Source organism: Stappia sp. P2PMeth1 (assembly GCF_900185735.1).
GTDB lineage: Bacteria > Pseudomonadota > Alphaproteobacteria > Rhizobiales > Stappiaceae > Stappia.
The window spans coordinates 212,799-236,645 of sequence record NZ_FYAW01000009.1; the positions used below are offsets into that span (position 1 = coordinate 212,799).

The window sequence follows — 23,847 nt, forward strand, 5'->3', positions numbered from 1 at the left end:
CGCCATCTCCGATCGCGGCTGGATGAAAGACCCGTGACGGCTCAGTGCCCACAAGTCTCATCGCTGCACGTCCCTCAACGCGGATCGGCAAGCGACGAGGCGTCCGGCAAAGCGTTGCGCGCGGGTGCGGTCTTCTTCACCGGGCAGGCGCTCAGCGAAGTCGAGATAGCAGTCGAGCAGCAACTCGCACAGCGGCACCGCTCGCCCGAGAACGTCCGGCCGAAGCCCATCCTGCACCAGCCGAGAGGGGCCGAACGGCGCGTCGGCAAGCGCGGCCGCTCGCTCGCGGGCTTCTCGGGCCGCCGCCTCCAGGCCGGAGCCGCTCGCTCCCTCCTGGCGGGCCGCCGCTGCTTGTAGCAGGTCGGCGAAACGCAGCTCGAGGTCCGGCAGCGAGGCCGCTTCGAGCTGTGCCTTGGCCGCCCGTTCCGCATGAAAGGCGCGGCGGCGTTCCACGCGCAGCGTTGTCAGGTGACCGAGTTCCTCGCGCGCCATCTGTTCCGCCGCCAGCCGCAACGGGTCCTGGTCTGTCTGAGCCGCGACATGGGTCCAGAACAGGAAAGCCCGCTCCTCGTTGCGCACGGCCATGGAGAACGATCGGTAGGCCCCCATCAACTCGGGCGCGATGGCGCTTGCGCCTTCGTCGTCGAAGGTGTCCGCCGGTTCCCATTGCAGCTTCGCCAGATCCGGCATGGTGCCGCTGACACGCTGCGACCAGTCCACAACATTGTCGATATGTCGGGCCTCTTCTCCGGCCAACCGCTCGAAGACCGGAACGAGGTCCGGTCGTCCTTCCCGGCGCATCCGCTCGGCAAGGTCGGTGTAGTTGCCGAAGGCCTCCTGCTCCATCCGGTAGGCGATGGCCAGGAGTTCCTCCAGGGTCTCCACTTCCGCAAACGGTTCCGATCTCAGCAGCGTCACGGCAGCCTCCCTGCGTGGCAACCTTCCTCGTGGGTCCCCCATCCATAGCATCTGATCTGTTCCGGAGTTTGTCCGGGAACAAAGACCGGTGCCTTGGAGTGCCTCATGAAACGGGGAGGGCTACAACCTGGATCTGCTGGCGGGCCGCCAGCGGCAGGCTTCGGTTGTCCCTGTTAGGACGAGCAGGAACATGCACTGGATCCGTCTGGGGGCCCTCCACCCCCGCCTGTTAACGGCCCCGGCGCTCGCTTTGTTGCGGGTGCTGGTTATGGCGTTGCTGGTCCCATGCTTGTCGTTCGAGGCGGGTGCTGCCGGTCGCCTGGAGCAGTTCCTGTCCAGGGCGCAGCCCGGCGAGCTGTTTGCGGGCGCTGACCGGTACGGGGAGATCGTGGGCGATCCTCCGATGGCGCCGGTGTTCCGTGGCCGGGATCTCGTCGGGCATGTCTATCTGAACTCGGACGTCACCAGCGCCATCGGCTATTCGGGCAAGCCCATCCACATTCTCGTCGGCATCGATGAGGCGGGCGTCATTCGCGGCCTGAAGATGGTCGACCATCAGGAGCCGATCGTGCTGATCGGCATTCCGGAGGAGAAGGTCGTCGCGTCCCTCAACACGCTGATCGGGCAGGACCTCGGACGCGTCTCCGCCGGGGCGGTCCGGCCGCCGCAGGTCGATATCGTCAGCGGCGCCACGGTGACCGTGCTGGTGATGGGGGACAGCGTCGTGCGCTCCGCCGTGCGTCTCATCCGCGGCAATCGGCTCGCAGCGGCCCAGGCGCAGGTCATGGCGCCGACCGAAACCCGAGAAGTCGATCTCACCACAAGCGAATTGCGCGACTGGGAGACGCTCATCGGCGATGGGTCGGTGCGAACCCTGCGTCTGTCGGTAGGCGAGGTGAGCGAGGCATTCCGCGAGATCGGCCGCCCGGAAGCTGCGGAGCGACCCGAGACGCGCGATCCTCAGGACCAGTTCATCGAGCTCTATATCGCCCCGGTCAGTGTGCCGACGATCGGCCGCAGCCTGCTGGGCGAGGTTCAGTATGAACGGCTGGTCCAGCGGTTGAAGCCGGGTCAGCAGGCCATCGTGGTGGCGGGCGACGGCGCCTATTCGTTCAAGGGCTCCGGCTACGTACGCGGCGGCATCTTCGACCGCATCGAGCTTCTGCAGGACGGCCAGGGCATCCGCTTCCGCGACCGCAACCATACCCGCCTCGCCGATCTGGCGGCAGACGGTGCGCCGCGGCTGCGCGAGATCGCGCTCTTCGTCGTGCCGGAGGATTTCGATTTCGATGTCACCGAACCCTGGGAGTTGCAGCTCCTCGTGCAACGCAGCATCGGTGCGCGCGACAAGGCGACCCTGTCCTATGAACTCGGCTATACGCTGCCCGACGCATATGTGACGGTGACGCAGGTGCCCGCCGCGCCCGCGCCGACACCGAGCGAGCAGATCGCCCAGCCGGACGCGCCGGGCCTTGATGCCGCCGCCGAGGCGCGTCTAGCCGCGGACGACGAGCCGCTGTGGCAGCGCATCTGGAAGATGAATACGGTGTCGATCGGCATCACCGTGGTGGCGCTGCTGGTCCTGACCGCGATCTTCTTCTTCCAGGACTGGCTGGTCCGCCGCCCGGTGCTCTATCGCTGGATACGGCGCGGCTACCTCGTCTTCACGCTGGTCTGGCTCGGCTGGTACGCCAACGCACAGCTCTCCGTCGTCAACGTCCTCACCTTCACCAACGCGCTGATCACCGACTTCAACTGGGAGTTCTTCCTCTCCGCCCCGCTGATCTTCATCCTGTGGGCGGCGGTTGCAGCCGGACTGCTGTTCTGGGGGCGTGGCCCGTTCTGCGGTTGGCTCTGCCCCTTCGGCGCGCTGCAGGAGTTGACCAACAACATCGCGCAGTGGCTGAAGGTGCCGCAGATCAAGGTTCCGTTCGGCCTGCACGAGCGGCTCTGGCCGATCAAGTACATCATCTTCCTTGGTCTGTTCGGGCTCTCCTTCTACTCGGTGGCGATGGCCGAGATCGCGGCCGAGGTGGAGCCCTTCAAGACGGCGATCATCTTGAAGTTCGTGCGCGACTGGCCCTTCGTCGTCTTCGCACTCGCCCTTCTCGCCGCCGGCCTGTTCATCGAGCGATTCTATTGCCGCTATCTGTGTCCGCTCGGCGCTGCCCTGGCGATACCGGGGCGCATCAGGATGTTCGAATGGCTGAAACGCTGGCCCGAATGCGGCTCTCCCTGCCAGCGCTGCGCCAAGGATTGTCCGGTGCAGTCCATCCATCCCGAGGGGCAGATCAACGTCAATGAATGCATCTACTGCATGCATTGCCAGGAGCTCTATCACGACGATCAGCGCTGTCCGCACATGATCCAGGTGCGATTGAAGCGGGAAAAGTTCCAGGCCCTTTCTTCGCCTGCATCGCGAGGCGAGGGGCCTGTGAAGACGGTCATTTCACACAAGGGAACCCGGATCGAAACTCCGGGCGCCGTGACGCGACCGACCACCTAGAACCGAAACGGGAGAAAGGCGATGCAGTCGGAAGATAAGAACAAGGGCGTCAATCGGCGTCAGTTGCTTGGTAGCACTGCTGCGGTGGCGGCTGCAGGCGCGGCCGGTATGGGCGGTGGCCTTGCCCTCTCGGGTGGGCCGGTGACGCCAGCGGTCGCGCAGTCGACCTCCGGCAGCAGCTATGAGGTCAAGCCGGGCGAACTCGACGAATACTATGTCTTCTTCTCCAGCGGCCAGACTGGAGAAATCCGGGTCGTGGGAGCACCCTCGATGCGCGAGCTGATGCGCATCCCGGTGTTCAACCGTTGCAGCGCCACCGGTTGGGGGCAGACCAACGAGAGCCTGAAGGTGCTGACCGAAGGTCTGCTTCCTCAGACGAAGGAGTTCCTTAAGGACAAGGGTGCCACCTATCTCAACGGTGACCTGCATCACCCGCATCCCTCCTTCACCGATGGCACCTATGACGGCCGCTATCTCTACGCCAACGACAAGGCGAACACGCGGGTCTGTCGCATCCGTCTCGACGTGATGAAGTGCGACAAGATCATCCAACTGCCGAACCAGCACACCGTGCATGGCCTGCGCGTGCAGAAATATCCGAGGACCGGCTATGTCTTCTGCAACGGCGAGGACCGCGTGCCGATCCCCAATGACGGCACGACGATGGGGGACAAGAGCAGCTACCATGCCATCTTCACCGCCGTCGACGGCGAGACGATGGAAGTGGCGTGGCAGGTCATGGTCGACGGCAATCTCGACAATGTCGACGCCGACTACCAGGGCAAGTACGCCTTTGCCACCTGCTACAACTCGGAGGAAGGCGTCACCCTCGCGGAGATGATGGCGAACGAGCAGGACTGGATCGTCATCTTCAACCTTGCCCGGATCGAGGAGGCCGTCGCCAACGGCGACTATCAGGAGCTCAACGGCGTGCCGGTGGTCGATGGCCGCAAGGGATCGCCCTACACTCGCTACGTTCCTGTGCCCAACAGCCCGCACGGGATCAACACCGCGCCGGATGGCATCCATGTGGTGGCGAACGGCAAGCTGTCGCCGACGGTCACCGTCTTCGACGTCCGCAAGTTCGACGATCTGTTCGACGACAAGATCCAGCCGCGGGACACCGTCGTCGCCGAACCGGAACTGGGCCTCGGGCCGTTGCACACCGCCTATGACGGACGCGGCAACGCCTACACCACCCTGTTCATCGACAGCCAGGTCTGCAAGTGGAACATCGAGGACGCAAAGCGCGCCTATGCCGGTGAGCAGGTGGATCCGATCCGGCAGAAACTCGACGTCCACTACCAGCCCGGACACAACCACACCTCCATGGGCCAGACCAAGGAGGCGGACGGCAAGTGGCTGATCTCTCTGAACAAGTTCTCCAAGGACCGCTACCTCAACGTCGGCCCTCTGAAGCCGGAGAATGACCAGCTCATCGACATCTCGGGCGATGAGATGGTGCTGGTGCATGACAATCCGACCTTCGCCGAGCCGCATGACGCGACGCTCGTGCACCGCTCGAAGATCAACCCGGTGCATGTGTGGAGCCGCGACGACCCGTTCTTCGCCGATGCGGTGGCTCAGGCCGAGGCCGATGGCATCGATCTGATGAGCGATTCGGAAGTCATCCGCGACGGCAACAAGGTGCGGGTCTACATGACCTCAGTTGCACCGGCGTTCGGCCTCGAGGACTTCACCGTGCGCCAGGGCGATGAGGTCACGGTCTATGTCACCAACCTCGACGAGGTTGAGGACCTGACCCACGGCTTCTGCGTCATCAACTACGGCGTCAACATGGAGGTGGGACCGCAGGCAACCGCCTCGGTGACCTTCACCGCCAGCCAGCCGGGTGTCTACTGGTACTACTGCTCGTGGTTCTGCCATGCGATGCACATGGAGATGAAGGGCCGCATGTTCGTCGAACCGCAAGGCGCCTGAACGATGCGATCCGGCTCCACGTTCATCGGAGCCCTGGTGGCGGCGGTCCTCGCCGCCACCGTGGGGGCGCCTGCCTCGGCGCGGGTCATCGAGCACCGTCCGGGGGGCGCCGGCCTGCAGGCGATCGTCGATGCCGCCGCGCCGGGCGACGTGATCCGTCTCCAGTCCGGCGAGCATGCCGGGCCGGTGACGCTTCATACGTCGCTGACGCTCGAAGGGGAGGCCGGGGCGGTGGTTCTCGGCAACGGCAAGGGCAGCGTCATCACCGTGACGGCACCCGGCGCGGTTGTCCGCGACCTTGAAATACGGGGGTCGGGTCGAGACCTTTTCGAGATGGATTCCGGGGTGTTCGTCGCACAGACGGCGACAGGGGCCCGCATCGAGGACAATGCCATCCTCGACAACCTCGTCGGCATCTACCTGCACGGAGCCAGGGACGCGCTGGCCAGGGGCAATCGCATCGTCGGCCTGCGGGAGGGGCGCACCAGCGAGGCCGGCGACGGCGTCTCGGTGTGGAATGCCCCCGGCGCCCAGGTTGTCGACAATGAGATCAGCTATGGACGGGACGGCATTTTCACGAAAACGAGCCAGGGAAACGTCTTCAAGGGCAACACGCTGAAGAATGTCCGCTTCGGCATCCACTACATGTACACCAACGACAGCGAGGTCAGCGACAACCTGTCGTCGGGCAACACCGTCGGCTACGCGATCATGTTTTCCGACCGGTTGCGTGTCACCAACAACATCTCCGATGGCGACCGCGACCATGGCCTGCTGTTGAATTACGCCAACGGGTCGCAGATCTCCGGAAACATCGTGCGCGGCCGGCCGCTTCCGATCCACAGATGGACGGCGGCGGCGCGGATCGACGGGGTGCACGGCCTCCCGGGTGAGCGCGAGACCGCCGGTCGCGTGAGCGGGGGGATGCGGCTTGGCCCGGAGAAATGCGTCTTCATCTACAATGCGAACCGCAACCGGCTGACCGGAAACTGGTTCGAGGGTTGCGCCATCGGCATCCATTTCACCGCCGGGTCGGAAAGCAACGCGATGACCGACAATGCCTTCATCGGCAACAGGCACCAGGTGAAGTATGTCGGGACGCGGCACCTCGACTGGTCGTTCGAGGGGCGAGGAAACTACTGGAGCGACAATCCGGCCTTCGACCTGGACGGCGACGGGATCGGCGACACTCCCTACCGCCCGAACGACATCATCGACAGGGTGCTGTGGACCGCGCCGCAGGCGAAGGTTCTCGTGAACAGCCCTGCCGTCCAGGTGATCCGCTGGGCACAGGCGCAGTTTCCGGCGCTGCTGCCCGGCGGCGTGGTCGACAGCCGGCCGCTGATGACGCCCCCAAGACCGATGCGGATGGAGCAATGATGGTCGAGACGGTCCAGGTATCGAACGTTGCCAAGTCCTACGGCGCCGTGCAGGCGGTGCGTGAGATCTCCTGCGTGTTTCGCGAAGGCGAGACCATCGCACTTGTCGGTCACAATGGCGCCGGCAAGACGACGCTCATCAAACTGATGCTCGGCCTGGTGAAACCGACCGCCGGCACGGTCCGGGTGCTTGGCGAAGACCCGGCGGCCGGACAGTTCGAAGCGCGCCGCAGGCTCGGCTATCTGCCGGAAAACGTCTCCTTCAACATGGCTTTGACGGGCCGCGAGACCCTTGCCTTCTACGCCCGGTTGAAACGCGTGCCCGTGGAGACGACCGGAGCGCTGCTTGAGCGGGTCGGGCTGGGGGGCGCGGCCGACCGGCGCGTCGGCACCTATTCCAAGGGGATGCGCCAGCGGCTGGGGCTGTCGCAGGCGCTTCTGGGGCAGCCGCGGGTGCTGCTGCTGGACGAACCGACCACCGGCCTCGATCCGGCATTGCGCCGCAGCTTCTACGACATCGTCGCGGAGCTGCGCGCCGGCGGCGCGACCGTGCTGCTGTCTTCCCATGCCTTGACCGAGCTGGAAGGCAGGGCGGACCGCGTCGTGATCGTCGACCGGGGCGTCAAGATCGCCGATGGAACGCTCGACGATCTCCGGCGGATCGCCCGTCTGCCGACACGCATCCGTCTCACGCTGGCCGGCGAGGTCGTTTCCGCAGCCGACGATTGGGCCCGCGCCGGCGGTTGGCGACGGGTCAACGGGCGCCAGTTGGAGATCGACGCGGAGCCGGGGGAGAAGGTCGCGGTGCTGCGCCGGGTCGCCGAGCCGGGCGCTCCCGTTGCCGACTTCGACGTGATACCGCCGACGCTGGATGAACTCTACGCGCATTTCCTTGAGGCGCGGGGGAGGGGCGAGTGACCAACATCTTCATTATCGCCCGCAAGGAAATCCAGGAGGGGCTGCGCAACCGCTGGGTCCTCGCCACGACGCTGCTTCTGGCGGCGCTGGCCCTGACGCTGACCTTTCTCGGCAGCGCCCCGACCGGGAATGTCGGCGCCAGCGCGCTGGACGTCGTCATCGTCAGCCTGTCGAGCCTTTCGATCTTCCTCGTGCCGTTGATCGCATTGCTGATTTCGCACGACGCCATCGTCGGGGAAATGGAGCGGGGCACGATGCTGCTCCTGCTTAGCTATCCGGTAGGGCGCTGGCAGGTGATCGCCGGCAAGTTCGCCGGCCATCTGGCCATCCTCGCCTTTGCCACCTTGCTTGGCTACGGGGCCGCTGCTGTTGCGCTGGCGGCGACCGGCGCGGATATTGATCGAAGCAGCTTCGTTGCGTTTGCCTCGATGATCCTGTCGTCGATCCTGCTCGGAGCCGTTTTCATCGCGATCGGCTATCTCGTCAGCGTGCTGGTTCGCGAGCGCGGCACCGCCGGCGGCATCGCGATCGGGGTGTGGCTGCTCTACGTGCTGATCTATGACATGGCGCTTCTCGGCCTGCTGGTCGTCGATCAGGGCCGCATCATCAGCGGCGGGGTGCTCGACGCTCTGTTGCTGGCCAATCCGACGGATGCATACCGGCTGCTGAACCTGAGCTCCGGCAATGTCGGAGCCCTCTCGGGCATGGGCGGCGTTGCGGAAAATGCGGCGCTTTCGCCGGCCACGCTGGTCGGCGCGCTGCTTGTCTGGGTGGCGGTGCCGTTGTCCGCCGCTGCCCTGGTTTTCTCCAGGAGGGAACTGTGAGACGCCTGTTGTTTCCGATCATCGCGGCGGCCGCGTTCGGTCTGGCGGGATGCGGCGAGGAAGGCTCTGCCGCCTTGCCGGAGCCTTTTGCCCTGACGCAGGACGCCATGGGGCGCTATTGCGGCATGAACGTGCTCGAGCACCCCGGCCCGAAGGGGCAGATCATCTTCGGACCCGAGCCGATCTGGTTTTCCTCCGCCCGTGATGCGGTGGCGTTCACCATGCTTCCGGAGGAACCCAAGACCTACTCCGCCATCTATGTGTCCGACATGAAGCATGCGCCGGACTGGGACAATCCGGGCGCGGATAACTGGGTCGATGCGCGAGCCGCCTTCTATGTGATCGGCAGTTCGGCAAGGGGCGGGATGGGGGCCGCCGAGACGGTTCCCTTCTCCACCAGGGACGCCGCCGAGCGGTTTGCGCAGGACAACGGCGGCGAGGTGGTGACGTTCGAGGACATCCCTGTCGACTACGTGCTGGGGCCCGGTGACGCGGCAACGGCGCCTGGGGCGGTGGGTTCGACACAATAGGGGCACGCCATGGGCACCATGAACCGCCGACGCTTCATCTCGATCACCGCCGCGGCGGCCGGCTGCGGCCTAGCCTGGCCGGCTTTTGCGGCGACGCCCTTGCAAGAGGCGGTGAGCTGGCGCGGGCAGGCGCTCGGCGCGCCGACCTCCCTGGTGATCTACCATCAGGACCCCGTCGCTGCGGAGCGCCTGCTTCGGCAGGTCCGGTCCGAGGTCGACAGGCTCGAGCAGATCTTCAGTCTCTACCGGCCCGGCTCGGCGATTTCGCAGTTGAACCGGTTGGGCGCCCTGGCCATGCCTCCGTCCGAATTGGTCGCGCTTCTCGAGACCTGTCGCAAGGCCTGGGAAGTGACCGGTGGGGTGTTCGACCCCACGGTCCAGCCGCTGTGGAAAGTGCTGGCAGAGCATTTTTCGATGCCCGGTGCTTCGGCCGGCGGTCCCACATCGACCGAAATCCGTGAGGCTCTCGATCTGGTTGGCTTCGACAAGGTCAGCTTCGATCAGAGCCGTGTGGCGTTTGGCCGACCTGGCATGGCCCTGACGCTCAACGGCATCGCCCAGGGTTACATCACGGACCGGGCTGTCGAGCTTCTGCGTCGGGGTGGCATCGAAAAGAGCATCGTCGATCTCGGCGAGATCCGCGTGCTCGGATCGAAACCGGACGGTGGTCCATGGCAGGTCGGCATCCGGGACGTGGCTACCCCTGCCGGGCGCGCGGCCGCGATCGAGTTGGTCGACAAGGCGGTGGCCACATCGAGCGCGGCGGGCTTCAGCTTCGACGCCGCGGGCCGTTTCACGCACTTGCTGAACCCCCGCACCGGGGCGAGCGTGACCGGCGACAGGAGTGTTACCGTCACCGCGCGGGATGCTGCGAAAGCCGATGCATTCTCGACCGCGTTCAGCTTGATGTCGTCTGAGGATATCCGAGCGGTAGTCAAGCGTGAAGGCGACATCGACGTCATGTTGTCCGACAGCCGTGACGGCTGGAGAACTCCGTAAACCGGGCGAGGCAACGCTGCCGGCGGGAGTTTGTTCCCGGACAAGGACGGCCGCTCATTCGCCCCCTAAGAACAGGGTCATCCGCATCAACATCGGAGTGCGCCATGACCCTTACACCTGCCCATGCCGATCGGCCTGTCGCTATTGTGGATCTGCGATCGCTGCCCAGGCCGCAACGTCACTCGTTGGTCTTCCGCCAGTACGACGCGCTGCTCCCGGGTGAATGTTTCGAACTGATCAACGATCATGATCCGCAGGGGCTCTTGTACCAGTTCCAGCAAGCCATTCCCGGCCAGTTTTCCTGGACCTATCGGGTCCTCGGTCCTGTCGACTGGCATGTCCTCGTGGGCAAGGAAGGGCTGGTCGAGGAGCAAAGGCGCGACGAGTGTTGCGGCGGTGGCTGCGGCTGAACGACAACGGGCGCCGCGAGGCGCCCTTTTTGTTCACGCCTGATCGGCAGGCTTCTCGCGCACTGTCGGTCCCCCTTGCGCGATCTGGAACAGGCAAAGACGGCTGAACACGGCGATCTGACTGAGGCGCATCGGTCGCAGGATGCCCCTCATCGGTGTTCACAATTCTTGTCAGCAGGCCTGGGTCTGTTCGCAATCACCACCTGAGGAGGCGCGAACCTGCGAGAGAGCCGACGCCGCCGGCCGAGGCAATCGCGAGCCCATACCAGACCACATAGAAGAGTGGAGAGTCCTCCGTGCAGGCGAGAGAATAGCCGGCCGCCGCTCCGGCGCCGGCCGCAAGGCCGAGCAAGGCGCCGGACAGGGCCGGATTCGTGCTCGCGCCGTTCTTCAGGAAAGTCAGTCCCGCGGCGATCGGAAGCAGCGACAGGCCGAGAACGGCGGAGAGGCATTTCATCGCCGTACTGCCCACCATCGCTTGCGTCAGAAACGGTACCGGCGTGGCGGCAGCGGCATCGGCGATCAGGACAAGCGCCATTGCCGGCGGCAGAAGCAGGTATGACAGCCTGAGCCCCTTGCCGGGATAGGCGGAGCGGATCGCGAGCCACAATGCGGAGACCGACAGCAACGCCGGCAGCCCTGTCTTGGCGAGGGTCACCGGCGCGCTCAACGCGGTGCCGAGGTCCGGCCGCAGCCCCATCAGGGAGAGCCAGAGGGCAACACCAAGGGCCGTCGCCGCCGAGGTCCAAAGCGCGATCGAGGACGCAGCAAACGGCTTCGGGACAGGGGCCCGGGCCAGGTCGGCGATGAAGTCCTCCGTGGACAGTCTTTTCCGGGTCATCGGTCGGATCCCCGCGCAAGAGCGGACAGCTTCTTGATGGCGCGGTGGAAGGCAACGCGCACGGCTCCCTCGCTCATCGAAAACCGGGCGCCGACCTCGGTTGCGCGGTCGCCGTCAAGGCCGATTGCGCGCACGATGGCGGCCGACCTCGTATCGATCTGGGCCAGCATCCTCGAGGCCTCCTGATCCGACAGGAGATCGCTCGGCTCGTCCTGCGCGATGAGATCGACGAAGTCGTCCACCGGCAGGTGGATGTGAGCTCCCAGCCGCCTGAAGGCGTCGACCACCTTGTAGCGCGCGACGGCATAGAGCCAGGGGCGCACCGGCGTGCGCGGATCCCAGGTCTGGCGCTTGAGGTGGATCGCCAGCAGCACCTCCTGCACCACGTCGTCGTGCTGGTCCGGCGGCAGCCCGCGCCCGCGGGCTTTGACGACCTTTCGGACAAGCGGCATGACGGCGGTGAGAAAGCGGGCAAACGCCTTTGCGTCGCCTGCGTTCGCGGCGGTCAACAGCGCCTCCAGATCGTTGCAAGCGTCGGTTATCTCGGCCTCCCGTCGCGCGTCCGCGAGAGGCAACCTAGCGGGGCTTGCGATCGCGAGGCAACCCACATCACGCAGAGTTGCGAGCGACGCCGTCATGCGGTCACGGCAGCGAGCGTGGCGCCGGCACGTCCCTTGATCTGGGCGGCTCGCATCCCTGTGCGACAGGCGAAGACCGGATCCATCATGCGGTCGTTTTCTGCGGCGGGCCGTCAAGACGCAGCACATGATCCAGCGAGATCCTGCCCGGTCCCCGGACCACGACGGCAAGCAAGGCGGCGGCCCACAGCCCATGCGTGACCCATGCGCTGGGATAGACGAATATCTGGATGACGGCGGTCATGACGAGCAGACCGAAGGCGGACAGTCTCGTGAAAAGGCCGAGGATCATCAGCACCGGCAGCACATGTTCGCTGACGGTGGCAAGAACCGCTGCGACATTCGGCGGGATGATCGGCAAGGCAAACTCCGTTTCGAACAGGAACCATGTCGAGTCCTTGATCGCGAAGCCGTCGACCTTGGTGCGGCCCGACAGCCAGAACACCATGGCCGGAAAGAAGCGGAGCCCGAGGGCGACAAGGTCGTCGGGAATGAGCTGGAACCAGCCGTTCAGCCGCTTGATCAGGGTCTGCATGTCGAAATCTCCGCATTGAGGATGAGACCGGCTGCCATGAACTCGGCGAGAAGGCGTCCGGCGTCGTGGGCCGGATCAGCCGCCTGGGCGAGTTGTGCGGCTTCGAGCAAGGGCCGGCCGTCGCTGAGCGCGGCGATCATGGCGGCATCGCCGGCCGCGATCGCCTTCACCGGCACGTTGAAGAAGCGATCCCGGAAGATGAGCGCCGTTTCGGGACCGTGAACGATGGCGCCGGGCAGCGCGCCGGGCTGGTTCGACGTCCAGATCGAGACCGCCGCATGCGCGAGAGCAAGCACGCAAACGGAAGGGTGCAAGGCCAGAACGAGGTCGGCCGGGTCGGCATTGGCAAAAAGGTCTGGCGTTGCCGGTTCATGGTCGGCCGCGTGAAAGGCAACGCCGCGCTGATACTCGATGCGGGCGACGTCGGCCATGTAGGGATAGTCCAGAAGCGGCGGAAAACCCGCCAGGAACGCGGGGAAGCCGTCTCCCCACTGCGTCAGAACCGGTGTCTTCGGCCGGTCCAGTTCGACATAGACGCGCGCCATCTGCCGGAAGAATGCCTCGCCGACGAGCCGCTGGACGACCGGGAACCGCATGGCCAGCGCCTCGGTCAGGCTGACGACGACATTGTTGCGGTAGACATTGAAGCGGCGCTCGGCCTCCGCCGGGTCCCGCGCCGTCAGTCCGGCGGGAAGCGGGCCTCCGCGCAGGGCTGCGTCAAAGCCGGATTGCAGTTCAGCCAGCCTGCGCATGACGCTTCTCCGGAGCATGGAGAATGCGCGCGGCGCGCGCGGCTTCGTCGGCCAGAACCGACCAGCAGGGAACGTCATTGTCCCATTCGACGAGCGTCGGGATCGCTCCGCATCGCGAGACGACATCGGCAAAGAGCGACCAGACCGGGTCGGCGACCTCGGAGGAATGCGCGTCGATCAGCAGCGGCCCCGACGGAAGCTCTTCCACCACGTGACCGCCCAGGTGGATTTCGCCGACATGCTGGAGCGGGAAGCTGTCGATATAGGCGCAAGGGTCGAAACCGTGGTTGGTCGCCGACACGAACACATTGTTGACGTCGAGGAGCAGGCCGCAGCCGGTGCGCCGCGCGACTTCGGCGAGAAAGTCGACCTCGGCGATCGTCGACTGCTCGAAGATCACATAGGTCGACGGGTTCTCGAGCAGCATCCTGCGCCCGAGTGCCTCCTGCACCTGGTCGACATGAGCGCAGATCACGTTCAGCGACTCGTCCGTGTAGGGCAGCGGCAGAAGATCGTTGAGAAAACCGGTGTCGTGGCTCGACCAGGCGAGGTGCTCGGAAAAACTCTCGGGCTGGTAGCGTTCGCAGAGCTGGCGAAGCCTCGCCAGGTGATCGGGATCCAGGCCGCGGGCGCCGCCGATCGACAGGCCGACGCCATGAACCGAAAGGGCATAGTCCGCCCTGAGCGCGGTGAGTTGGGCGTGCGGCAGGCCGCCGGCTCCCATGTAGTTCTCGGCATGGACCTCGAAGAAGCCGACCTTGCCGGGGTCCTGGGTGATGTCGATGAAATGCTGCGGTTTGAAGCCCACACCGACGCTCGCGGGTAACTGAGGCATCTCGAGTGCACCGTGCATTGGAGGAAGGCGGGGCGCGACCGGTCGCGCCCCGTGCGTTGGCCTCAGGCAGGGAGATCGCGGCTGAGTTCGGTCAGCGAGCCCTTGCGCGGCGTCCCGTCGGCCTGGGCGGGCAGTTCCATCGTGGTGCAGGTGCCGGCCGGGACCATCTTCCAGGCATTGCCCTGATAGTCGACCTTGGACGTCCCGGCGCAGGTCGTGCCCGGGCCGGCGGCGCAGTCGTTCTGGCCTGCAAGCGAGACGCCGAAGCACTTTTCCGTCGTCTGGGCCTGCACCGGCGCGGCCATCAGCGTGAGCGCGGAGACCAAAGCGGCGCTCAGGGCGATATTCGTGTGTCGTGCTGTCATGTCATTCTCCTGTCTCTCGACGAAGACGCTCCAGCGCCTTCATTGAACAATTCGCGGACGGTGCCGTGGCCGTTACAGCTTCACGGCAAGGTGATCCGGGCAGGGCGCACACTCAAAAACATGCGAGGTCGTTTCGCGCGGCGCTCGGGCCGGTCTTCGCAGGGGCGGCGCGGCGGTTTCGGGAGCGGCCGGTTGCCGCTCCCGGGACACGGGCCGGCTTAGAGGGCGCCCGGATCCGTGCTCTCGATCTTGGTCCAGATCTCGTCGGCGGCCTCGATGTTTGCCGCCATCTCGGAGCGCCACATGTCGGCGACCGCCGGAGCGACATTCAGATAGAGCTTGTCGTTGACGATCGTGAAGACGGCCGGATCGCCATCGAGCTTCTGGCCCATCTTCACGCCCATGGCGCAATAGCCGCCATACTGGGGCAGGTACTTGTCGGGATCGGCTGTGAACGCCGCCTTGTTCTCCTCGCTGGCGAAGCGATAGACGGCACCGCCATGCACGGCCGTGACCCTGAAGTCGCCCGGGACGGGACCGGCCGGCGAGAAGAAACTCACCGGATCGACGCCGCGCAGGGCAAGGCCCGTGGACGTCACGTTCAACTCGCTCCCCGCGAAGGACGTGGCGGCGGAGAACAACAGAAGCAGGAAGGCGCCGAGCAATGCATTCAGTCTGGTCATGTCTGTTCCTTTCGATGGTGCAAGAGCGATCCCGCGGCGGCCTTGCGGGCCGTCGCCGGGTGTTTCTTGCTGGCTGCGGGCAGGGCAAGCCTGGCGTCGGCCGATGCGTCACGGTCCTTGGACGAGATGACGCGCGGCCGTGGTCAGGCGGTCACTTCGTAGGCGACGAAAGCCGGATCGAGCTTCGTCGCGACGATGTGATTGGTGTAGTTGGAGAAGGTCTTGACGCCGATGGCCAGGATCACCGCGAAGATCTGACGCGGTTCGAAACCGGCAGCGAGGAAGGCGTCGACATCGGCGCGCGACGGCCGCCCGGCCGTCCGGACCATGGTGCGGGTGAAGGTGGCGAGAGCCTGCAGGCGCGGGTCGGGAAGCGGACCGCCGTTGCGAAGGGCGGCGATCGCGTCCGCCGGCACCTTGCTCATCTTCTCGGCGATCATCGAGTGAGCGGCGACGCAATAGTCGCAGCCGTTGGCTTCGCTCACTGCCAGGAAGACGGTTTCCTGCTCGTCCGGCTGGAAGCCGGAGGTGCGGCGGAAGCCGTCGTAGCCCGCCAGATAGGTGCCGAGCAGGTCCGGCGCGTAGGCCATGTAGCCGTACATGTTGGGAACGAAGCCCAATCTCCTGGCGGCGGTTTCCAGAGCGGTTGCGGCAGCGGGTTCGGCCGTCTCCGCGGTCAGGGGTGCAAGAGTGAGGCTGGCGGATGACTGGGACATGGGGTCGTCTCCAAATATGGAATGATCGATCCATATATTGCCAGGCGCGGCCCGGCAAACTATTTTCGGAACGATGAGTTCACAACTTCATGAGCGCCGCGTGCGCGGCCGTCCCCGCACCTTCGTTGAAACCGAGGCGCTCGACATCGCGATGGGTCTGTTCTGGCGGATGGGCTACGAGGGCACCTCGATGGATGCCCTCACCGGCGCCATGGGCATCTCGCGGTCGAGCCTCTACCAGTCCTTCGGCAACAAGGAGGCCCTGTTCCTGAGCGCGGTGGAACACTACGCGCGCACCCGGATCGAGCCCCTCCTCGAGGCTCTCGACGGCGGCGGCGGTTTCCGGAGCGATCTGGCTGCCTTCCTCGACGCCGTCGTGCGGCATGCGACGGCCGATCCCGAGCGGTTGGGGTGTCTCGTGGCGTCGGTTCTTTCCGATGCGGCCGGATCGGATCCGCGGCTGAGGGCGGAACTGGGCCGGCGATTTGCCGCGGTCGAAGCGCGGATCGCCGAGCGCGTCGCGCATGCGCAGTCGGTCGGCGAGATGTCCGGTGCGGCAAGCCCGGCAACGGTCGCCGCGGTCGTTGGAGCCCTCGCGCGCGGCTTGATGCTCAGCGCCCGGGCGGGCGTTGCTCCCGAAACGTTGCGCGACACGAGCAAAGGTGCGGTCGCGATCCTGACGGCGGGACTGACCTCGTGACGCTTCGGCACTTGTGCAGCGTGCGTGTCGCGCAGTCTTGACTTTCATGTGAAGGTGGCAGGCGCCAAGCTCGCGGCGACAGGCTGGAGGAGGTCGTCATGTCAGGCAGTGCGGACCTGCTGCTCGATCGGTTGGACCCTGAGAGCGAAGGCGCGGCGCCAACCGGGGCGCAGGGGACGTCGTCGCCGGACACTCGCTGCCCGGAGGTCCCTCGTGCGCGCTGACCTGAGCCGGCGGTTCGGCCGCATCCTGCGTGGCGGCGCCGACGTCTCGAGGCTTCCCGAGGCGATCCGACGACGCATCGCCGAACGCGACTGGGCCAACGAGCGTCTGCTGCGCGCCATCCAGTTGCTGATGATCTGCTTCTTCAGTCTCCTTTATGCGCTGTCGCCCAAGACCTTCGAGGCGGGGAGCCTGTCGCCGACGCCGTTCGTGCTGGCAGCCTATTTCGTGCTCGCCGTGATCGGCCTCGTCTGGGGATATCTGCGGGAACCGCCGGACTGGGCGAGCTATGTTTCGATCATCTTCGATTTCGCGCTGCTCTACGGATTGATCATCAGCTTCCATCATCAGTACGCCCAGCCCGCGAGTTTCCTGCTCAAGGCGCCGGCACTGCTTTACGTCTTCATCTTCATCGCCTTGCGAACTCTGCGCTTTAACCCGAAGTTCGTGATCTTCGCGGGTCTGGTGGCTGCCGCGGGGTGGGGGGCCGTGATCGTCTATGTGCGGCAGGTCGATCCGTCGGAATTCGTGCTGACGCGGTCCTATGTCGAGTACCTGACCTCCAATGCGCTGCTGATCGGCGCGGAGGTCGACAAGATCATCTCGATGCTTGCCGTGACCGCGGTGCTGGCCTTGGCGGTGAACGGCTCGCGAAGTCTCCTGATCACCGCCGTCACGGAAGAGGCCGCCGCGACGGGGCTGTCGCGCTTCTTCGATCCAGGCGTTGCTCGCGCCATCCGCGCCGGCGAGCATCAGCCGATCCCTGGTACCGCGCAGCGGGAAGCGGCGGCGATCATGAACCTGGATATCAGGAGCTTTTCCCGCATCGCGGAGCAGTGCGAGCCCGATGCGGTCATGCGTGTCCTTGCCGCTTATCAGGGGCGGGTGCTTCCCATCGTGCATGCCCGCAACGGGATGATCGACAAGTTCCTCGGCGACGGGATCATGGTGACCTTCGGTCTGGGCACCGATAGCGAATCCTATGCCGCCGATGCCATTGCCTGCGCGGAAGCCGTGCTTGCCGACCTGAAGGGGTGGGCGGATCTGCCCGAGATGCAGGCGCTGCGGCAGCCGCTGGCGATCGGCATCGGCATCTCGTCCGGAACGGTGAGCTGGGGCGTTGTGGGACGGGATGAGCGGCTCGAACTGACGGTGATCGGGCCCGCGGTCAACCTTTCGGCCAAGATCGAGAAATGCAACAAGGCGTTCGGCAGCACCTGCATGGTCGATGCCGAAACCTGGCGCCTGGCACAGGCCCAGGGGTATCGCGGCCGCTTCGAAGCCCGCCACGTCGCGGCCCGGATCGACGGGGCGGACGGGCAGATCGGCGCAGTGATCCTCACCCTGCCATAGAGCCGCCCGGTCGCCGGCATCTGTCTGTTCCTGCCGGCCGTCTTTGTCCTGAGCAGCGCAGTCTGCCGGGGGATCCAGCGCAGCGGGCGTCATGCGCGGACGGTCCCGGCAGTTCGAACCGAAGGGGGCGAGCGGTACCGTCCGTGGATATGACCGGAAAGCGCCGCCCTCCTGTCGGAGGGCGGCACGAGACATGGGCTGCTCGCCGGACGTCAGGCCTGCGTCACGCGGCCCGGCCCGAGAACAGATCCTTCTTGACGATGCCGTGCACCCCCCAGTTTCCGTCGACAACCTGGGTCACGCCGAAGTCGACGCCGATCGACATGATCGAGATCGCCTCGTCCTCCGTCAGGCCCTTGGTGGTCATCAGGAAGTGCCGCATCTTCTTGAACGCGTCCTGCAGGGCGAGGTCGATCGACGACTTGTTGTAGATCTCGCTCTGGGCATCGGGGCCGAGTTCGGCCAGGTAGTTGGCAACGCTGAAGCCGTGGACCACCCATTCGGTCTGGGTCTCCAGCATCGGGTAGTCGAGGTCCTCCAGCGGCGTGCCGGCCAGATCCGCCTTCTTGTGCAGGATGAGCTGGAAGGTGCCGGTCAGCGAACACTCGATGGCGGTGCCGCACAGCTCGCTGTCGCCCTGCGAGGCATGGGGATCGCCGACGGAGAGCAACGCTCCCTCGACCGACACCGGGTAATACATCGTCGCGCCCTTGCCGATGCGCCAGTTGTCGATGTTGCCGCCGAAATGGCTCGGCGGGATGGTGTCGACGAAGTCCGCCTCGGCCGGTGCCAGGCCCAGCGTGCCGAAATGCGGCCGGATCGGCACCCGTATGCCCTTGAGCACGTCATAATTCCGATCGACCGTCGACATGTCGACCGGCACGCCGGGATAGTCGATGACCGGATGCACCACGCCGAACGGGTCGGTCTGCGGGGTCCACTTGTAATTGTAGACCGCCTCGGCCCAGCTTTTGCCGCCGGTCGCGTCGATCTCGTAGATCGTCACCACCTCGCGCTTGTCGCCGCCGAGCAGGTGCTTGTAGTGGAAGCCCCACCACGCCGCCGCGTTGGAGCCGAACGCCTTGCCGGCATAGGCCGGATTGGCGGACGGACGCGGCACGCAGTCGAGAATGCGGACCTCCAGCACGTCGCCCGGCTCGGCACCGCGGACATAGACCGGGCCGGTCATGATGTGCACGCCGAGACCGTCGCCGGAGCCCTTGGTATAGACGGCCGGATCGGTCGATCCCGCGCCGCGCCGGTCGACGCCCTTCTTGTCCTTCGTCCACTCGTAGACGCTTTCGGCACCGGGGTCGCCCTGGACCATGCGTTCCAGGTCGTCGGCCGCGTGATGCGTCAGCGCTTCGATGGTGACGATGTCGCCGGAGTCGATCTCGACCTGCGGCTTGAGGGTCTTGGAAAAATACCCCCAATGCACCGTGTCGGCGGTCGCCGGCAGATAATGGTAGCTGGGGGTGCCTTTCTGGCGTGCGGCGCTCGCCTGCGCCAGGGCCGGGGTCACCAGCGTCACGCCGCCGGCCGCGCCGAAGGCCGCAAGCCCTCCCGCCGCCAGAACGCCGCTCTTCAGGAAGCTCCGCCGTTCCGGGTTGAGGTCTTCCCTGAACGCCTTGTAATGGGCCTCGAAATGCGGGCAGTGAACGTCGTCGCCTTTGCACATGATTTGCCGTTCCTCTCTGGTTATGGGTGGATTGTGCACTGCACATGATGCCTGGCGACGGGCTCCACGCAACCGCCCGACCGGCGCGCCGGCTGCCCCGACATTCCCCGTCTGGTGACGAAAAATTATTTTATCGCAAAGTGTTGAGTGGTTTTTACGCCGGCTTCCTTCGGGGGCGGCGCTCCGTAAAGTCAAAACTACGGACGCTCTGGGACAAGTATCCCGCCCGGTTCTGGGATAGTGTTTGCTGCGGAAGCGAGAGAAAGGTCCAGCCGGATGGCGGTGGAGCAGATCGATCTCGATGCGGTGCCGGGCGATGGCCGGTCCGACATCTGGCGTCAGACGCTGCGCGGGGTCGGCTTGCTGCCGCTTGCCGAGACCGGCTGCCTGGACACCGGCACCGTGACCTCGTTCCGGGCGCCCGCCGGCGCCAGGATGACGATGGTCCAGGCCCGCGGCCAGAGCTTTGCCTTCAGCGCTCCGGGCAAGGCTCCCGGTCCGCTGGTGCTGCTGCTCGTGCTGTCCGGGCGCGGGCGCATCGTCGCGCCCTCAAAGGCCTTCGAACTCGCCGACGCGGATCTTGTCGTCGTTGCCCCGGAGGCGGGAGTGCAGGTGGAGATGCGCGGCGACTTCTCGATCCTGCTGCTCGATCTGTCCCGGAGCGCGGTGGAGGCGCGTGTGGGCCGGAACCGTGCCGGCTTTCCGGTGGTGCTGGGAGGGACCGTGGCGGCGTCCGCTGCCCGGCCGGTGCTGCGCACGCTGGCCATGAACCTCGACACGCTCGGTGCCGGCGACTTCGCCGCCGCCGAGGTCGCGGTGACCGAACTGGTGAGCGGCGCGCTGCTGGCGGAACTGCGCGGCAACGGCCATGAACGGACGGATTCGCAGATGGCGAACTTTCGCCGCGTCGCGGCCGCAGTCAATCGCAGGCTGGGCGAAGCCGGTCTCTCGATCCAGGATGTGGCGCGCGACGAAGGCCTGTCGAAACGCTATGTGCAGCGGCTGTTCAAGCAGCATGGCGAGAGTTTCTCGGACTATGTGCGCCGGCTTCGCCTTGAACGATGCAAGGCCGAACTCGCTGACCCGGCGCATGCGCATGAGGCGGTGGGCGCGATTGCCATGCGGTGGGGATTTCGCGATCAGTCCTATTTCAGCCGCGCCTTCAGCAGCGCCTATGGAGTGTCGCCCAGCAACATCAGACGGGGGGTCGGGACAGTTGCGGACGGCCGGCCGCTCCAGCGCGGCAAGCCGCTGAAGCGCCCGGCCGCGCCGATGGCGTTTCCACGGTCGGCGGCTGAGTTTCGCACCCATGGCGAAAGCCCGACGACGGAGCTGGCCGAGCCGTTCCGGCAGGCGCGGTTTCATCTTCCCGCGAACGCGCAGACGGTGCACTGGGGCTATCTGAGCAAGAGCCTGCCGCCGGTGCTGACGGTGAGGTCGGGAGCGACCGTCACCGTGGAGACGTTGACCCAGCATGCCGGCGACGCATCCGAGCGCATGATCCAGGGCGATGCGGGCGCCGAAAGCGTGTTCGAATGGACCAGGGACTGGAAGGCGGTCGACCGGCGCGGAGCGGGGCCGATGAATGCCTCCATCTTCGGGCGCGGCGCGGGCGAAGGCTTCGGTGTTCACATCCTGACAGGGCCGATCTTCGTGCGCGGGGCCGAGCCGGGCGACGTGATCGAGGTGGAGTTTCTGGACATCCGCCTGCGCCCTTGCGCCAATCCGGAGTTTGCCGGGAAAGCGTTCGCGTCCAATGTCTCGGCCTGGTGGGGGTATCAGTATCAGGATTCCATCGTCCCCGGCGCCCGGCGCGAGACCGTCACGATCTTCGAGATCGACCTCACTGAGCCCGACGTGGCGCGGCCGCTCTACAGCTATCGCTGGACGCCGCAGACCGACCCGTTCGGCATCGTCCACGAGACGATGGACTATCCCGGCGTCCTCGTCGATCCGGCGACGGTCACCCCCGACTGGCGCGCGCTTCGGGGGATCGAGATCCCGGCGCGGCTGCATTTCGGCACCGTCGCGCTGGCACCGCGGGAGGAGGATCTGGTCGACAGCATTCCTCCCGGTTACTTCGGCGGCAATATCGACAATTGGAGGCTCGGCAAGGGCAGCCGGGTCTTCCTGCCGGTCTCCGTGCCGGGCGGGCTGCTGTCCATCGGCGACGGTCATTTCGCGCAAGGCGACAGCGAAGTGAACGGGACCGGGCTCGAATGTTCGCTGACCGCCGACATTCGTCTGACCCTGCACAAGGCGTCAGGGGAGGGGAGGCCGTTTCTGCGGGCGTTGAGCGGACCGTTGATCGAGACGGAAACCCACTGGGTGCTCCAGAGCTTCAGCTATCCCAACTATCTGCGCGAGTTGGGGCGCGATGCCCAGTCGAAGATCTACCAGCATTCCTCCATCGATCTGGCGATGCGCAATGCGTTCCGGCAGGCGCGGCGGTTCCTGATGGAGCATTACGGGATGAACGAGGACGAGGCGCATTGTCTGCTGTCGCTCGGCGCGGATTTCGGCGTCACCCAGGTCGCGGACGGCAATTTCGGCGTTCACGCGACGATCCCCAAAGCGCTGTGGGGCGATGGGGATCGTTGAGATCGGGCGGCGATCGGGCCAAGCTGCGCAGGCGCTGGATGCGATCCGCGGGGCATCTACCGGTGTCGCTTTCGCGGGATGGGGGACGTCTTCGGCATGACGGGGGGAGGGATGGAGGAGGCACGGGACCGGGTTCCGCAGTCCGTTGTCGACACGCGCGGCATGGCGGGCGGGGCGGCGTTCGAGCTTTGGCGCGAGCAGTTGAACGCGATGGGCGAGGCGCGCTCCCTGCGGCCGGTGGCGAGTGGCTTCCACGTCCAGGTCGAGGCTTTCCAGATCGGGCCGCTGGTGCTCGGCCGCTCGATCCAGCCCGCCCAGACCTTCGACCGGTCCCGCTTCCGCATCGCCCGCGACGGACTGGATCAGCTCGTCCTGCGGTTCTTCGACCGGGGCAGCGTCTTCTGCCGCGACCGGGACGCCGATGCCGGGGTGCGGCCTGGCGATCTGTTCGTCACCGATCTGGCGGAGGTTCAGCGCACCGCCATCCCCGATATCGACAGCCTCACGCTTGTCGTGCCCCGCGCGGAGCTGGAGGCGCGCCTGGGCACGGTGGACGGGCTCGACATGACCGTTATCCGGCGCGACAACGCGCTTGTCGGCCTGTTCCAGGATCATCTTGCGGCGGTGATGCGCGCCGCACCCGGCATGACGGTCGCCGAGGCGGGGCTGCTCGTCGGCCCGACGCTCGACCTGGCCGTCGCGGCCATCAGGGGGGCGGTGCCGGAGGTGGGGCGGAGCAGCGTGCAGGCCGCGCTCGTCGATGCGATCTGCCGTCACATCCGCGTTCATGCCTGCGACCCGGGCCTGTCCCCGGCAGCGCTCGGCCGGCTGTTCGGCATCTCGGAGAGAAAGCTGTCCTATCTCTTCGCGGAGTTGGGCGGCGTTGCCTCCTATATCGGGCACCAACGCCTCCTGCTCGCCCGCCGCGCGCTTACCGATCCCGCTCAGGCGGACAGGACGGTCGAGCGGATCGCCGAGGACCACGGCTTTGCCCATCGCAACAGTTTCGCCAGAGCCTTCGAGCGCGCCTTCGGCATGACGCCGGGGCAGTATCGCCAGGTCTCCAGCGCCCGGACGCTTGCCCGCGAGGGCAAGTCGGAAAGCTGGCACGCCTGGATCGGCCGATTTGCGTGAATTGTGGCGCCCGTTGCGTCATCTGTGCGCGGATCGTTGCAGTTCCTTGACGAATGGTCCGAAGTTTCTGTTTTGCCGCAGGAAGTTCACAATTCGGAAAGAGCCCCTGCGTCATCTTCTGTAGGCAGGACGGGAAATCGTCTCAAAAAACTGGAGAGCAGGGGGTTGTAAATGACAAAAGACTTGGATCGCGAGTTGTTCGCCAGAGAAGCGGAAGAACTCGGCGAGGATGAACTGTCCTCCATTGTCGGCGGACTTGCGCCGGGAACCGCCGCTCCGGTGCGTCCGCGCGACCCCAATGCGAATCTTGTCGAGTATGCGATGGAGCATATCGAGCGCGCCCTGGCTGCTGCGCCGCCGCGATAATCG

General features: G+C 65.9%; 23 protein-coding genes. 13 read left to right on the forward strand and 10 right to left on the reverse strand.

Annotation, left to right across the window (positions count from 1 at the left end; translation table 11 throughout):
• Positions 1-57: 57 nt before the first annotated feature.
• Positions 58-918: a ferritin family protein gene (locus P2PM1_RS03990; RefSeq protein WP_244301397.1), complete on the reverse strand. Its 861-nt coding sequence runs from the start codon at positions 916-918 to the stop codon at positions 58-60.
• A gap of 190 nt (positions 919-1,108) precedes the next feature.
• Here P2PM1_RS03990 and P2PM1_RS03995 point away from each other — a divergent pair, with 190 nt between their 5' ends.
• The 8 genes from P2PM1_RS03995 (at position 1,109) to P2PM1_RS04030 (ending at position 10,425) form a co-directional block, all read left to right on the forward strand.
• The gene (locus P2PM1_RS03995; RefSeq protein WP_186398203.1) at positions 1,109-3,424 is read left to right on the forward strand and encodes a NosR/NirI family protein; all 2,316 of its coding nucleotides are present in this window, start codon (positions 1,109-1,111) and stop codon (positions 3,422-3,424) included.
• A 21-nt stretch (positions 3,425-3,445) separates the two neighbouring features.
• The gene (gene nosZ / locus P2PM1_RS04000; RefSeq protein ID WP_186398204.1) at positions 3,446-5,365 is read left to right on the forward strand and encodes a TAT-dependent nitrous-oxide reductase; all 1,920 of its coding nucleotides are present in this window, start codon (positions 3,446-3,448) and stop codon (positions 5,363-5,365) included.
• A 3-nt stretch (positions 5,366-5,368) separates the two neighbouring features.
• Positions 5,369-6,745, forward strand: coding sequence for a nitrous oxide reductase family maturation protein NosD (locus P2PM1_RS04005; RefSeq protein WP_186396640.1), 1,377 nt, complete (start codon positions 5,369-5,371; stop codon positions 6,743-6,745).
• Positions 6,745-7,662: an ABC transporter ATP-binding protein gene (locus tag P2PM1_RS04010; RefSeq protein WP_186388487.1), complete on the forward strand. Its 918-nt coding sequence runs from the start codon at positions 6,745-6,747 to the stop codon at positions 7,660-7,662. Before P2PM1_RS04005 ends, P2PM1_RS04010 begins: the two co-directional genes overlap by 1 nt.
• Positions 7,659-8,486, forward strand: coding sequence for an ABC transporter permease (locus P2PM1_RS04015; protein ID WP_186398205.1), 828 nt, complete (start codon positions 7,659-7,661; stop codon positions 8,484-8,486). Before P2PM1_RS04010 ends, P2PM1_RS04015 begins: the two co-directional genes overlap by 4 nt.
• Complete coding sequence (locus P2PM1_RS04020) at positions 8,483-9,016, forward strand: nitrous oxide reductase accessory protein NosL (protein ID WP_244301399.1); 534 nt, start codon at positions 8,483-8,485, stop codon at positions 9,014-9,016. Before P2PM1_RS04015 ends, P2PM1_RS04020 begins: the two co-directional genes overlap by 4 nt.
• A gap of 9 nt (positions 9,017-9,025) precedes the next feature.
• Complete coding sequence (locus P2PM1_RS04025) at positions 9,026-10,015, forward strand: FAD:protein FMN transferase (RefSeq protein WP_186398206.1); 990 nt, start codon at positions 9,026-9,028, stop codon at positions 10,013-10,015.
• Between the two features lie 104 nt (positions 10,016-10,119).
• Positions 10,120-10,425, forward strand: a complete 306-nt coding sequence (locus tag P2PM1_RS04030; protein ID WP_186396643.1) for a DUF2249 domain-containing protein — start codon at positions 10,120-10,122, stop codon at positions 10,423-10,425.
• Between the two features lie 196 nt (positions 10,426-10,621).
• On the opposite strand, the gene P2PM1_RS04035 is transcribed toward P2PM1_RS04030, so the two are convergent.
• From P2PM1_RS04035 to P2PM1_RS04070, 8 genes are all read right to left on the reverse strand, one after another.
• Entirely contained in the window at positions 10,622-11,266 is a 645-nt protein-coding gene (locus P2PM1_RS04035; protein ID WP_186398207.1) for an NrsF family protein, read from the reverse strand.
• A complete protein-coding gene (locus P2PM1_RS04040) occupies positions 11,263-12,099 on the reverse strand; it encodes a sigma-70 family RNA polymerase sigma factor (RefSeq protein ID WP_371636355.1) in 837 nt (278 codons plus the stop codon). The genes P2PM1_RS04035 and P2PM1_RS04040 overlap by 4 nt, the downstream gene beginning before the upstream one ends.
• Entirely contained in the window at positions 11,990-12,439 is a 450-nt protein-coding gene (locus P2PM1_RS04045) for a DoxX family protein (protein ID WP_186388260.1), read from the reverse strand. The genes P2PM1_RS04040 and P2PM1_RS04045 overlap by 110 nt, the downstream gene beginning before the upstream one ends.
• Positions 12,427-13,191 carry a DUF2063 domain-containing protein gene (locus P2PM1_RS04050; protein ID WP_186398209.1) on the reverse strand — a complete coding sequence of 255 codons (765 nt, stop codon included), beginning with the start codon at positions 13,189-13,191 and terminating at the stop codon, positions 12,427-12,429. The genes P2PM1_RS04045 and P2PM1_RS04050 overlap by 13 nt, the downstream gene beginning before the upstream one ends.
• A complete protein-coding gene (locus tag P2PM1_RS04055; protein ID WP_186398210.1) occupies positions 13,175-14,026 on the reverse strand; it encodes a DUF692 domain-containing protein in 852 nt (283 codons plus the stop codon). The genes P2PM1_RS04050 and P2PM1_RS04055 overlap by 17 nt, the downstream gene beginning before the upstream one ends.
• A gap of 62 nt (positions 14,027-14,088) precedes the next feature.
• Complete coding sequence (locus tag P2PM1_RS04060) at positions 14,089-14,391, reverse strand: DUF2282 domain-containing protein (protein WP_186388257.1); 303 nt, start codon at positions 14,389-14,391, stop codon at positions 14,089-14,091.
• 218 nt (positions 14,392-14,609) lie between these two features.
• Positions 14,610-15,074, reverse strand: a complete 465-nt coding sequence (locus P2PM1_RS04065; RefSeq protein ID WP_186388256.1) for a YHS domain-containing (seleno)protein — start codon at positions 15,072-15,074, stop codon at positions 14,610-14,612.
• A gap of 143 nt (positions 15,075-15,217) precedes the next feature.
• Positions 15,218-15,790: a carboxymuconolactone decarboxylase family protein gene (locus P2PM1_RS04070; RefSeq protein WP_186398211.1), complete on the reverse strand. Its 573-nt coding sequence runs from the start codon at positions 15,788-15,790 to the stop codon at positions 15,218-15,220.
• Between the two features lie 100 nt (positions 15,791-15,890).
• Here P2PM1_RS04070 and P2PM1_RS04075 point away from each other — a divergent pair, with 100 nt between their 5' ends.
• Together P2PM1_RS04075 and P2PM1_RS04080 are read left to right on the forward strand one after the other, a co-directional pair.
• On the forward strand, positions 15,891-16,490 hold the full coding sequence (locus P2PM1_RS04075) for a TetR/AcrR family transcriptional regulator (RefSeq protein WP_186388254.1): 600 nt from the start codon (positions 15,891-15,893) through the stop codon (positions 16,488-16,490).
• A gap of 54 nt (positions 16,491-16,544) precedes the next feature.
• The gene (locus tag P2PM1_RS04080; protein ID WP_186398212.1) at positions 16,545-18,065 is read left to right on the forward strand and encodes an adenylate/guanylate cyclase domain-containing protein; all 1,521 of its coding nucleotides are present in this window, start codon (positions 16,545-16,547) and stop codon (positions 18,063-18,065) included.
• A 223-nt stretch (positions 18,066-18,288) separates the two neighbouring features.
• Here P2PM1_RS04080 and P2PM1_RS04085 read toward each other — a convergent pair whose 3' ends face one another.
• The gene (locus tag P2PM1_RS04085) at positions 18,289-19,743 is read right to left on the reverse strand and encodes an acetamidase/formamidase family protein (protein ID WP_186396651.1); all 1,455 of its coding nucleotides are present in this window, start codon (positions 19,741-19,743) and stop codon (positions 18,289-18,291) included.
• A 276-nt stretch (positions 19,744-20,019) separates the two neighbouring features.
• Here P2PM1_RS04085 and P2PM1_RS04090 point away from each other — a divergent pair, with 276 nt between their 5' ends.
• The 3 genes from P2PM1_RS04090 (at position 20,020) to P2PM1_RS04100 (ending at position 23,844) form a co-directional block, all read left to right on the forward strand.
• Positions 20,020-22,344, forward strand: coding sequence for an acetamidase/formamidase family protein (locus P2PM1_RS04090; RefSeq protein ID WP_186388251.1), 2,325 nt, complete (start codon positions 20,020-20,022; stop codon positions 22,342-22,344).
• Positions 22,345-22,440: 96 nt separating this feature from the next.
• Positions 22,441-23,478, forward strand: coding sequence for a helix-turn-helix domain-containing protein (locus P2PM1_RS04095; protein WP_186398213.1), 1,038 nt, complete (start codon positions 22,441-22,443; stop codon positions 23,476-23,478).
• Positions 23,479-23,649: 171 nt separating this feature from the next.
• The gene (locus P2PM1_RS04100) at positions 23,650-23,844 is read left to right on the forward strand and encodes a hypothetical protein (protein WP_186388249.1); all 195 of its coding nucleotides are present in this window, start codon (positions 23,650-23,652) and stop codon (positions 23,842-23,844) included.
• The last annotated feature ends 3 nt before the right edge of the window (positions 23,845-23,847 follow it).